Genomic DNA, 11,931 nt, shown 5'->3' on the forward strand with positions numbered 1-11,931 from the left:
GTTATTCATCTTTGGCTTCAAAAGGAACCTGAAGATCGAAGAGGGAATTAATCAACAGGCACAGTTGTTCCCTAAATGCATCCAGAGCCTGATCATTTATAACATGCTCTTTTCGGGAAACGCCATCTTCTGGGTGTGCCGGAAATCCAAGAAAGAAGACTTCCTTCTCCAGACTTCTGAAAGGGATGATCCCCGCTTTAAAGCTCTCTGAAGAATTCAGACTGTGGTACATAAGGGAGTATGACAACATTTGGAATGCCTTGGTTTTATCCGGATCGGTGATGACCTCTCCCCATTCCGAAATCTCCACTTCAGATTTTTTGGTATTTCCGGTTTTGTAATCGAGTATCCTGAGTAAGCCGTCTTTTTTATCGACACGGTCAATGGTACCCTTGAGGTAAACAGGGAAAGTCAGCCCAGGCACGTCGAGGGGAATAAGCACTTTTTGCTCTATGGCCAGGATCTCTATACTGTGATTTTTGCTTTCCTCTATGGCCATTTTCAGGTAATTTTCGAGATATCGCTGGATAACCTGATAGGCGATAAGATTTTTCCCGCTCTCGAGGTTTACATTAGGGTAATGTTCCACAAAGGCATTCAGTGTGATCTGTGGTATTTGGGGGACAAGCCGCGAAAGCTTTTCGGGATCGATCACCGAACCTATTAAAGGGGTGTAAAGTTGCTCGAGACTTGCATGCAATACTGTGCCGAAGGTATTTGCAGCAATATTCTCCTCTACCTCCTCAGTTTCCTTTATACCGAGCACGTATTTCTTATAAAACAGGATGGGATCGCGGATGTAAGTAGCAAGTGCCGAAGGGGAAAATCCAACTGAAGCACGCTCTTTCAGGGTTTGCAGTACGGTTTGATCCTTCCTGATGACTTCTTGCATTTTTTGGGGCAATGTTAAGGAAGGGGAGGCGATGATATGCCGGATGTTGCCTTCCTTCCTGTTCTCCGTGAGCAACTGAGAAATGAAACGACTCCGCTCGCCTCCTTCGAGAACATCCGGCTCGGTATTGTAGAGTAGGTAGATGTTTCTGGCTCTTTGCAGCAGCCTGTAGAAATGGTAGGCATATACCGCATCCTTTTCCTTGTAGGTAGGCATCTTGAACTCTTTTTTCACATCGAATGGAATGAAAGAAGAATGAGTTTTTCCGGAAGGTAGGATCCCTTCGTTCACAGAGGTAATGATCACGGTCTCAAAATCCAGATTCCGGCTCTCCAGCATGCCCATGACCTGTATCCCTTCCAGCGGTTGCCCGTAGAAATCGATGGTCTCTCTGGCCATCAGTTCCCTGAAAAGGCTCTGGAACGACCTGAGATCTGCGATGAATTCGTATTTGTTCACGTAGGCTTCCGTCTCATTAAAAACACTTTCCATTTTAGTGAGGTACTGCAAGCCTATCGCATCCTGATCCTCCTTAAACCTTTGGATCAGGGCTTTGATCATCGCCTCAGATGCTTTCAGCAATGCTGAAGGAGTGGTAAATTCCTCTGAGAAAAGCAGGGAAAATATTGCCTCGTCACCAAATTTGACCTCCTTCAAATGAGAGGGCTTCAGGTAGACCCAGTTTCTATCCCTGACCATGGCCCCAAGCCTGTGCAGGGTTTCATCGGGGTCATTAAATAACCTCTTTACATAAGGGTGTGAAAGAAGAGAAAGGAGATCCCTGTGATACCATCCTTGACCTTTCCAATTTACATATAGAGAGATAAACTCATTGAATAAACTCGCCACAGGAGTCTGGGATAGAGGAAGCCCCATGGTAATATTCACCTGAGGGATAGAGGCAGGGATAGAATTGAGGAGGGGATTCAATAAGTTTTCATCTCCGAGGACTACGGCAGTATTTTTTTGAAACGACTTCTTTTCAAAGGCCAGTCTGTTGAGGAGGGAACCTGTGTACTTCGCCTGAGAAACACTTTTTGGCACACCAATGATCCTGATCTCTTTATGGGTTTTATAGGTTTCCACAGCGCCTTTCAGAGGCTTGCCGGATAGAAATTTCCATTTCTTGAGATAGTTTCTGATAAAGTACCCGGCATCGTGAATTTTATCCTGAAGGAAAATCGGATCGATATCCCAGAAAATATCGGCTTTTTCATGGGAAAGGAGGGTCTTCAAGATCAGCTGTTCTGCCGCGTTCAGGGCATTGAAACCTATAAAGATATGCTGGGTTTTCCCCGAATTCAGGGCGTATTGTTCTACTGCCTCACTCGCTTTGCGATAAACAAGCCCCTGATAGCCCACATTCATCTTCAGCAAATGTTCTGAAAACGCATTATACAACGATTCAAGAGAATTCCAGAACTCGATATAGGTTTTGATCATGGGGGTTTTGTCAGGCCTGAGGTACCAGTGGTCTGTCTCCTGAATTGCGCTGAGATAAGAAAAAATCTTTTTCTGAGGAATGAGATAGCGGTCAATTTCATTGAAGTCCTGCAATAGGGTTCCTCCCCACCTGGAAAACTCATGGAAACTCTCGGCTTCTTTTCCGCGAAGGGTGCTGTACACTTCAAAAAGCTCAAAAATGAGTTGGGTATTGGTCGCATAACGTACACCGGACAGGACAGATACGAATTCCTCTATGGTATATAGAGTCGGGGCGAATTCGGATTTAGTAGCTGTCTTTGCGAATAATTGGAGCAGGAATACACCTGCCCGTTTGCTGGGAACCACAAGAACAAGTTGTTCATCTACCCGGTGCTGTTCCCTGATCTGGGCTACTGTTTCTTCCAGAAATGTTCGCATATCTAAAAATAAAAAAAGCTCCGCTGATGCGGAGCTTTTCATATAATTTTGAACTCTTTTTTACTTGATCAAGTTGATCTCAACTCGCCTGTTTTGAGTTCTTCCGGCTCTTGTATTGTTAGAGGCGATTGGCTTAGACTCACCGTATCCAACAGCGGTCAGCCTGTCTGCAGCGATTCCTTCATTGATCAGGAAGTCTCTTACAGAGTTAGCTCTCTTCTCAGACAGTTCCTGGTTCAATCTCTCGCTACCAACGCTATCAGTGTGACCTTCAACGGTAAACTTAGCAGTTGGGTACTCGTTCAGGATCTTGATGATGTCTACGAATACAGATACAGATTCTGTTTTCAGAGAAGCTTTTCCAGTGTCGAACAGGATAGTTCTGGCGTAGTCATTCAATTGCTTCTGAACCTCTTCAGTTACTTCTGGGCAACCTTGGTTAGCTACTGTACCGGCAACGTCTGGGCACTGATCATCTTTGTCAAGAACTCCGTCTCCGTCAGTATCAGGCCATGGGCATCCTTTGTTTTCAGCAGGACCAGCTTCGCTTGGACAAGCGTCATCTTTGTCAGCTACACCGTCACCGTCGGCGTCAGGACAACCGGCAAGAGCAGCAAGACCAGCTTCGTTTGGACAAGCATCGTCTTTGTCAGCGATACCGTCACCATCAGAGTCAGGACATCCGTTAAGCTCCTTAGAACCAGCTTCATTAGGACAGCTGTCTTTTCCATCTTCTATACCGTCACCGTCAGAATCAGGACATCCGTTGAACGCAGCAAGACCTGCAACTTCAGGACAAGCATCATCCTTGTCATAGATACCATCACCGTCGGTATCAGTTCCACCGAATTGGATGGAGATACCTGCCATGTGCTGGAAGTGTTTTACACCGTAATCTTCGAAAGCGTGCTTATATCCAGTTTGTACGGTAAAGCCGATATTATCAGAGAACATATAGCTGGCTCCGATACCTGCGTTGGCAGTTCCGAATCCGATCTCATCAACCCAGGTATAACCTCCTCCAATTTCCACGAAGGGGATTATCTTCTTATCTTTTAATACGTTGTACTTTATTGTTCCATCCACAGCGTAATGAGAAAGGTCATCGGCTGAAACGTCTCCCAATTTAGAGATGCGGTTCAGACTACCCCTTGCTCCTACAGAAAATCCGTCACCAACATACTTGGATACAGATACATATGAGATAGAAGGCAAAATGTTCCAGTGATCGTTAACATTAAAGTACTCGCTGAAGAGAGTACCGGTTGGGTAAGCGGCGTCCTGGTCATTAGTAGGATAAACATCTATCGCGTTTACACCAAAGCTAACTTGCCACGGATTATTCTCATCCTGCGCTTGAACGTTGTTTAACCCAATAAGAAAGAGGCCAACAACCAATAATCTGCTAAGCTGTTTCATGTTCAAATTTTTAAGTTTAAGTGTTTATTAGCTGCAAATGTAAGTTGTTAAAAATTATTAACAAAATCAATTTCTTTTTTTTTTCTCGTATCCCCCTGAAAACGGAAGGTTTTAGAGGATTTCTAGCTCTTTTCCCACCTTTGTAAAGGCCTTAATTGCGGTGTCTAAATGGGCTCTTGTATGGGCTGCGGATAACTGTACTCTGATCCTCGCTTTTCCCTTTGGAACCACGGGATAGAAGAATCCAATAACATATATTCCTTCATCCAGCAACATATCGGCCATTTTCTGTGATAATTTGGCATCGTACAACATAACCGGCACAATGGCTGAATCCCCATCTATGATATCAAAACCTGCCTCCTTCATTCCTTTCTTAAAGTAGGCGGTATTGCTTTCCAGACGATCGCGAAGTTCTGTGCTCCCCTCGAGCATGTCGAAGACCTTGATGGAAGCGCCGACAATGGCGGGTGCGAGGGAGTTGCTGAATAGGTAGGGTCGGGATCGCTGTCTCAGGATCTCAATGATCTCTTTCTTTCCGGTAGTATAACCGCCCATGGCACCACCCAGGGCCTTCCCCAGAGTTCCGGTTATAATGTCGATACGATCCATGACCCCTTTCTCTTCCAGCGTACCCCTTCCGGTCTCACCGATGAAACCTGCAGCGTGGCATTCGTCTATCATCACCATGGCGTCATAGGCATCTGCCAGATCACAGATCTTATCCAGGGGAGCAAGAAGCCCGTCCATTGAAAATACTCCGTCTGTCACGATGATCTTAAACCGGGCCCCATCCGCATTTGCCTGCTTCAGCTGGGCTTCCAGATCCTTCATATCATTGTTAGCATACCGGTACCGCTTGGCCTTGCACAATCTCACTCCGTCAATGATCGAAGCGTGATTCAGGGAATCGGAGATGATGGCATCCTCTGCTGACAACAAAGGCTCGAAGACGCCGCCATTGGCGTCAAAAGCAGCTGCGTATAATATGGTATCCTCTGTTCCGTAAAATTTGGCGATCTTCTCTTCCAGTTCCTTGTGAATGTCCTGGGTACCGCAAATAAACCTGACTGATGACATCCCAAATCCGTGAGAATCCAGGGTGTCCTTAGCTGCCTGGATAACCTCGGGGTGTGAAGACAGTCCTAAATAGTTGTTAGAGCAGAAGTTGATCACTTCCTGTCCTGTGGAGATCTTGATCACAGCTCCCTGAGGAGAAGTTATGATACGTTCCTTTTTATAAAGGCCTGCTTCCTGTATCGAATCCAGTTCGTCCTGTAGATATTTCTTAATACTGCTATACATAATTATATGAATACGGGTTTGATTTGTTCACCTATATAGATCAGGACCCTGTTCTCTACGGTGTATCCCATGGAACCCAGCACTTCTGCGTAGGAGTTCAATTGTGCGATATGGTCCGGGCTTTCGCTTCCTGTCTTGTAATCGAGTACCGAGACCTTCCGTCCGTCGAAAACCATCCTGTCGGGTCGCAAAATTACCCCATTTTCTGCAATTATCGCCTGTTCATTCCTAATTATAGGGCCTTCCTCAAAAAAGGGAGCCAGCAAGGGATGCTCAACGACTCCTTTGAAAAGTTCAGAGTAAATCTCCTGCTCTTTTACGGAAATAGCTCCGCCTGAGACCAATTCCTCAATGCTTCCAGGGATATCCCCGGCAACCTCAATGGTGCTCATCCCGAAATGGAAAACATTACCTCTGGATAAAGCCAGGGCACGGGAAGTTCCCCAGAGTTCCCCGGCACGGGTGCTGATCTCCAGATGCCCTTCGTACTTGGCGGAGTAGGTATAAGAAATCGACTCCTGGTGCAGGCCGGATGCAGCTCTGGAGACCACCTCACCCAGTTGCCCGAAGTCATACCTCCTCCTGTTCCTGTCCCACAGACCTTCGCTCTGCAGGAAATTAATGAAAAGCCCGGAGTACGTAGAGGGTTTCGGATCTCCATTTTTATCCAGGTCCATTTCCGAGATCACATACACTCCCTGAATCCCTCTCGTAAGGGCAACGTACAGCACGTTGAATGCATCGAGTTCCTGTTTGTGCTCTTCTTCCTCATAGATTGCCAGGGAGGCGTGGTTGTAATCTGCCATCTCCTTTTTTTTGGTCAGCAGGAGATGGTCAAAACCCTCTACAGCCTCATCTGTTGATGTTGCCCATAACCTGGTTCCCCTGTCATCGTAAATCCTGGCGTTTGCGAAGGGGAAGATGACAAATGGAAATTCAAGACCCTTGGATTTGTGTATGGTCATCAACATGACTGCCTCTGTTTGCTCCGGGGCCGGGATACTCCACTTCCCCTTGTTCTTTTCCCAGTGGTCCAGGAAGGATTGTATCCCACAATCCATGTGTGATTCAAATTCGAGGACCTCATCCAGGAGGGCACTGGTAAAGGCGTGGGATTCCCGGACCAGTTGAAATCGATCAATAGCGTATTCCAGGGCATCATACGGGGTCCTTTGTGTAAAGATCTCCATTTCAAAATGGTATTTCCTCTTCAGGAAACCAGACAGGTCTTCGAGGCTCTCGGAGATGAAACGATGTCTTTCTTCATCCCTGCTCAGATAAAAGAGAATATCGTACTGAATATTGAGATCCGTGGGCTGGGCAGTGTGTTTCATCAGGTTGATGAGGAACCTAACCCCGGGGTCGCTCTCAAGCAAGAGGGCATCGGAGGAAATAACGGGTATTTTGTTTTCCATGAGATGCCTGGCGAGCTTAACTCCCTGCTGGTTCGATCTTACCAGAATACAAATATCGCCGTATGGCACATTCCTGTCTTTAAGTTCGACTATGACCCCAAGCGCTTCATTACAATAGTCTGATTCCCTCTCTGAAGTGTTTTCTTCCAGGAACCTCAGACTGACGAGTCCGCCTTTTGAGGCAGTGTGCTCCTGTTTATTACCCTCGAGGAACAGCTGTCGGTAAAGCTCGTTTTTCAGGCCGTCAACTGCCGAAGTGAAGAACCGGTTATTAAAATTTACCACCTCCTCATAACTCCTGTAATTTCTCTGGAGCTGTGTGGTCATGGGACGTATGCCGAAAAGGGGGTCCTCATCGTGTATCAAATTGAGGAAGAGTTCGGATCGGCCTCCTCTCCACCGGTAGATAGCCTGTTTGGCGTCCCCTACTAAAAACAGACTGCCTCTTTTACCTTGCAGATCCTCACTCAGCAGAGCATGTGAAATCAGGGGCACGAGGTTATTCCATTGCAGGAGGGAGGTGTCCTGGAATTCATCGATAAAATAATGCCTGTACTTCTCTCCTAGACGTTCGTAAATAAAGGGAGCAGGTTGATCGCGGATCTGTTCGGAGATCAGGGTGTTGAAAGCCGATATATGTATCTGTTCCCTTTCCTCGAGCAGGGTATTAATCTCTTTTTGCAGTGCATTGAGAAGGGTGAGGGGTACCAGATTATTGTAGACATTCTTCAGGTAGAGCAATCGGTTGTGTTTGGTCCTGAGGGAGGTCCAAAGGTTGATGAAGCTGGGCATAAGGCCGTCTATAACAGCCTTTGTCTCCCCCTTGAGGCTCGTTTTGTATAACGGTTCTTCCCCGAATTTCTGCTTCCATCCGGCAGTGAAATCCGCCCCTGCCGGATCCGCCTGCAGTTTCTTCATAAACGCCGGGAAATATCCCGATTTAAAGTCTTTTGCATCCAGTCCGGCGGTGGATATAAGGTTCAGAGCCTCCGCACCTATATCCTTCAGGTCACCGATGAGAGTGCTGATCACCCTCCTCAAGGTATTCTGCAGGTCGAGAAACGCGTCAACCTCCTTTCCCTTAAGGGATTCCAGGAATGGAAGATGGTTTTCATCGAAGAGCATGGAACCAATCTTTTGGAGGTCATAGCTCACATCCCAGCTCTTGCTGTCGTCTATCTTTTCGAGGGCAAAATCGATGATGAGGTTTGTCAGCCTGTTTCCCGCCTGTGCATTTCCCAGCATGCGGTCTATGCTTTCGCTCAGCAGCAGGTCCTGGTCCATGACCACTTCAAAATTCTGGGGGATCTTCAGATCTCTTGCAAAGGTCTTGATGATACGGTGGTTGAACTTATCTATGGTGGAGATGTCGAAAAAGGCATAATTGTGAAGTATTTCCTTCAAGACCTCGCCGGATCTGGCCCTTAATCTGTCCTTGCTGAGGTTGAGCTCTTTTGCTATCTGCAGGAAAAGGTCATCTTTACCTGCTTCCTCTGGATCCGAAGCGAAGAGCGCCAGACTTTTCAGAATACGCTGCTTCATTTCATTGACGGCCTTGTTGGTGAAGGTGATCGCCAGTATTCTTCTGAATTCCTGCCTGCTGTCCTCGGTCAGGATCAGTTTGAGGTATTCCTTGACCAGGGAAAAGGTCTTGCCTGAACCGGCAGATGCGTCATAAATCTGATAGGAGTGCAGAGTCTTTGTTTTACCCTGCAAAATAAGCAATCGCAGAGAGTTCTTAACATATAATTAGGGGAATATAATTGTTAAAATCCCTACATTTGAAGCTCACTGAATAATAACAATTAACTATACGAACATGGCATTTGAACTACCAAAATTACCCTATGCATACGACGCATTGGAACCCAATATCGATGCGAGGACCATGGAGATTCACCATACCAAGCACCACAATGGATACACTTCAAAACTTAATGCAGCTATTGAAGGCACGCCACTTGCAGGAAAAGGCATCGAGGAGATCCTCAAAGGACTGGATATGAAGAACTCTGCCGTGCGGAACAATGGAGGAGGTTATTTCAACCACTGTCTGTTCTGGGAGATCATGGGCCCAAATGCAGGAGGAAATCCCTCAGGGGAATTGGCCTCTGCCATTGATAAGGCCTTCGGATCCTTTGAAGGATTCAAGGATAAATTCAGTGCCGCAGCCGCCGGACAGTTCGGATCCGGGTGGGCCTGGCTTTGTGTCCACAAAGGAGGAAAAGTTGAGATCTGTGCAACCCCCAACCAGGACAATCCATTGATGCCCAACACGGGATGCGGCGGATATCCAATCCTGGGCCTGGATGTTTGGGAACACGCCTATTATCTGAATTACCAGAACAGGAGGCCGGATTATATCAGTTCTTTCTTCAATGTGATCAATTGGAACAAGGTGGCCGAGCATTACAAGGCACACAAGTAACAGAGCAGATCTTAAAGTGCAATAAAAAACCGCAACCCCAAAGGTTGCGGTTTTTTTATCTATAGGGGTGAGTATCAATAGAAAAGGGCAGAGAAGCCTCCACCCTTTTCGTCCCAAATCTTACCATAAACTTAACCTACTTATGCTATGGCAGTACTAAATTACTGGTATTGTGAGAAATAACAAAAAAAATCAAGGAATTTTTGGACAAAGAAGGCGGATTGGCGGAAGAGGAAAAAACCCGACACCTCGAAAAAAATGATAAAATTCTGATTATCAGAAATAAAAAAGGCAGGATGTTTCCTGCCTTTTTTCCCCAAATCTTACCATGAACTTAACCTACTTATGCTATGGTCCTCCAAATGTAAAGCAAGGCGGAGCGGCTGAAAAAGGTTTTGGACAAAATTCCCTTTAATCGGATGAAATGCCGTTTGTAGACAACTGGGGGTCGCAGGTTGAAGAAACGGACTACAAATACGGTCTCCTTTGGGCTGTGACCGGACGAAAAATAAAAAAGGTGGAGAAGTCTCCACCTTTTTTGCCCCAAATCTTACCATGAACTTAACCTACTTATGCTATGGCAAGCCTAAATGTAACTTTGATTACTCCGCATTGACGATAAAGGCGATGAAATGCACAAAATATCGATGAAATGCACAAATTTTAAGAAATCAGGTATTTTTCGGTCTAATAGGCGCGTTCATTCTTGCCTTCATAAAAGTTGATAAAGGCTTTGTTCACCACCTTGTTCCCGCCTGGTGTGGGATAGTCTCCGGTAAAATACCAGTCGCCTAAATTCTTTGGGCAAGCCTGATGCAGGTTTTCTATAGATTGGTAGATGATCTCCACCTCGGCCTTAATGCCTTCAGGGCACAGGAGTTGGCCAATTTTTTCTGAGATCTGATCTGCGCTGAACGGGGCGTAGAATTCCTTCACGTAATTGATGATCTGGCTTTCATCCTTGTTTAGTTGCTCCTTGCACTTATTGTAGATGTCCTCCACAACAGAAAGGCTCTTGTTTTCCCGGTGCAATTCGAGAGCGGCCTTAAAGGCGATGAAATCTTCCAGTTTAGCCATGTCTATTCCATAACAATCGGGATAACGAATTTGTGGCGCTGAGGAGACTACAATGATCTTCTTAGGAGATAACCTGTCCAGTATACCCAGTATGCTGTTCTTCAAAGTTGTACCCCTTACAATACTGTCATCGATGATCACCAGGTTATCACTTTCACTTACCGAGCCATATGTGATATCGTATACGTGTGCCACCAGGTCATCCCTGCTGCTGTCCTGGGTAATGAATGTCCTCAACTTGGCGTCCTTTATGGCCACCTTCTCAATTCGCGGCCTGATCTCGAGGATCTCGTGCAGCTCGTCCCGGGTGATACCCGACCCTTTTTCAAGGATCAGTTCTTCCTTCTTTTTATTGAGGTAGTTCTGGGCTTCCCTTACCATGCCCAGGAAGGAGGTTTCTGCCGTATTAGGGATATAGGAAAATACCGTGTTTCTGATATCGTGATCTATAGATTCCAGGATCTTGGGAAAGATCAACCTGCCGAGTTCCTTTCTCTCCTGGTAGATCTCAAGGTCACTTCCTCTGGAGAAGTAGATGCGTTCAAAGGAACACGCCTTTCTCTCCAGGGGTTCCATGATCTTCTTCACCTTCACCGTACCGTTCTTTTTGATGATGATGGCATGGGCAGGATCCAACTCCTCTACCGCAGCGTATTTCACATTGAAAACCGTCTGGATAGCAGCCCGTTCAGAAGCGACCACAACCACCTCTTCATCCTGGTAATAATAGGCCGGGCGTATACCCGAAGGATCGCGAAGAACAAAAGCGTCACCGTGTCCAAGGAGTCCGGCCATCGCATACCCACCGTCCCAGTTTTTTGAAGCTTTTTTGAGGATCTTGGCCAGGTTGAGACGCTCAGCGATCAGGGGAGAGGCCTCCATTTTATTGTATCCCTCCTTTTTGATCTGTTTGTAGAGTTTGGCCACGGCATCGTCCAGGAAATGTCCGATCTTTTCCATAACCGTCACCGTGTCTGCCATTTCCTTTGGATGCTGGCCCAGCTGCACGAGATTGTCGAATAACTCCGTTACGTTGGTCATGTTGAAATTCCCGGCAACGATCAGGTTTCTGTGCATCCAGTTGTTCTGACGAAGGAATGGGTGCACGTTCTCGATGCTGTTCTTGCCGAAAGTACCATAGCGAACATGCCCCAGCAGTACTTCTCCTATGTAGGGAATATGCTTCTTTTGGGCTTCTGCGTCATCGATGTATTCTGGGTGCTCTTCAAAAGCGCGGTTGATGCGATCTGTGATCTGTGCAAAGATGTCCTGAATGGGCTGGGCCTGTACGGATCTTACCCTGCTCATATAGCGCTGTCCCGGCTCGACATCCAATTTGATGCTGGCAAAACCGGCGCCGTCCTGGCCCCTGTTGTGCTGCTTTTCCATCATGAGATACATCTTGTTCACCCCATAAAAGGCAGAGCCGTACTTCTCTTTGTAGTAATCCAGGGGTTTTAACAATCGGATCAGCGAAATCCCGCATTCGTGTTTAATGGCGTCGCTCATATTCTATTTCAATAAAAAAAGCC

The 11,931-nt window shown here is 46.5% G+C and carries 6 protein-coding genes; 1 reads left to right on the forward strand and 5 read right to left on the reverse strand.

Annotated features, from left to right (window positions below; all coding sequences use genetic code 11):
* Position 1: 1 nt before the first annotated feature.
* From IEV19_RS08745 to IEV19_RS08760, 4 genes are all read right to left on the reverse strand, one after another.
* On the reverse strand, positions 2-2,755 hold the full coding sequence (locus IEV19_RS08745; protein ID WP_188370272.1) for a PD-(D/E)XK nuclease family protein: 2,754 nt from the start codon (positions 2,753-2,755) through the stop codon (positions 2-4).
* 60 nt (positions 2,756-2,815) lie between these two features.
* Positions 2,816-4,174, reverse strand: a complete 1,359-nt coding sequence (locus tag IEV19_RS08750; protein WP_188370273.1) for an OmpA family protein — start codon at positions 4,172-4,174, stop codon at positions 2,816-2,818.
* 111 nt (positions 4,175-4,285) lie between these two features.
* On the reverse strand, positions 4,286-5,479 hold the full coding sequence (gene kbl / locus IEV19_RS08755; RefSeq protein WP_188370274.1) for a glycine C-acetyltransferase: 1,194 nt from the start codon (positions 5,477-5,479) through the stop codon (positions 4,286-4,288).
* Positions 5,480-5,481: 2 nt separating this feature from the next.
* Positions 5,482-8,619 carry a UvrD-helicase domain-containing protein gene (locus tag IEV19_RS08760; protein WP_188370275.1) on the reverse strand — a complete coding sequence of 1,046 codons (3,138 nt, stop codon included), beginning with the start codon at positions 8,617-8,619 and terminating at the stop codon, positions 5,482-5,484.
* Positions 8,620-8,713: 94 nt separating this feature from the next.
* On the opposite strand from IEV19_RS08760, the gene IEV19_RS08765 reads away from it, so the two are divergent.
* Positions 8,714-9,322, forward strand: coding sequence for a superoxide dismutase (locus tag IEV19_RS08765; protein ID WP_188370276.1), 609 nt, complete (start codon positions 8,714-8,716; stop codon positions 9,320-9,322).
* A gap of 687 nt (positions 9,323-10,009) precedes the next feature.
* Here IEV19_RS08765 and IEV19_RS08770 read toward each other — a convergent pair.
* Positions 10,010-11,908, reverse strand: a complete 1,899-nt coding sequence (locus tag IEV19_RS08770) for an amidophosphoribosyltransferase (protein ID WP_188370277.1) — start codon at positions 11,906-11,908, stop codon at positions 10,010-10,012.
* Between the last annotated feature and the right edge of the window lie 23 nt (positions 11,909-11,931).

The sequence above is a fragment of the Muriicola marianensis genome, from assembly GCF_014638095.1.
Lineage (GTDB): Bacteria > Bacteroidota > Bacteroidia > Flavobacteriales > Flavobacteriaceae > Muriicola > Muriicola marianensis.

Coding starts and splice junctions, on each gene's coding strand:
- IEV19_RS08745 (WP_188370272.1), bottom strand. CDS start 2,755: ATGCGAACATTTCTGGAAGAAACAGTAGCCCAGATCAGGGAACAGCAC.
- IEV19_RS08770 (WP_188370277.1), bottom strand. CDS start 11,908: ATGAGCGACGCCATTAAACACGAATGCGGGATTTCGCTGATCCGATTG.
- IEV19_RS08765 (WP_188370276.1), top strand. CDS start 8,714: ATGGCATTTGAACTACCAAAATTACCCTATGCATACGACGCATTGGAA.
- IEV19_RS08750 (WP_188370273.1), bottom strand. CDS start 4,174: ATGAAACAGCTTAGCAGATTATTGGTTGTTGGCCTCTTTCTTATTGGG.
- kbl (WP_188370274.1), bottom strand. CDS start 5,479: ATGTATAGCAGTATTAAGAAATATCTACAGGACGAACTGGATTCGATA.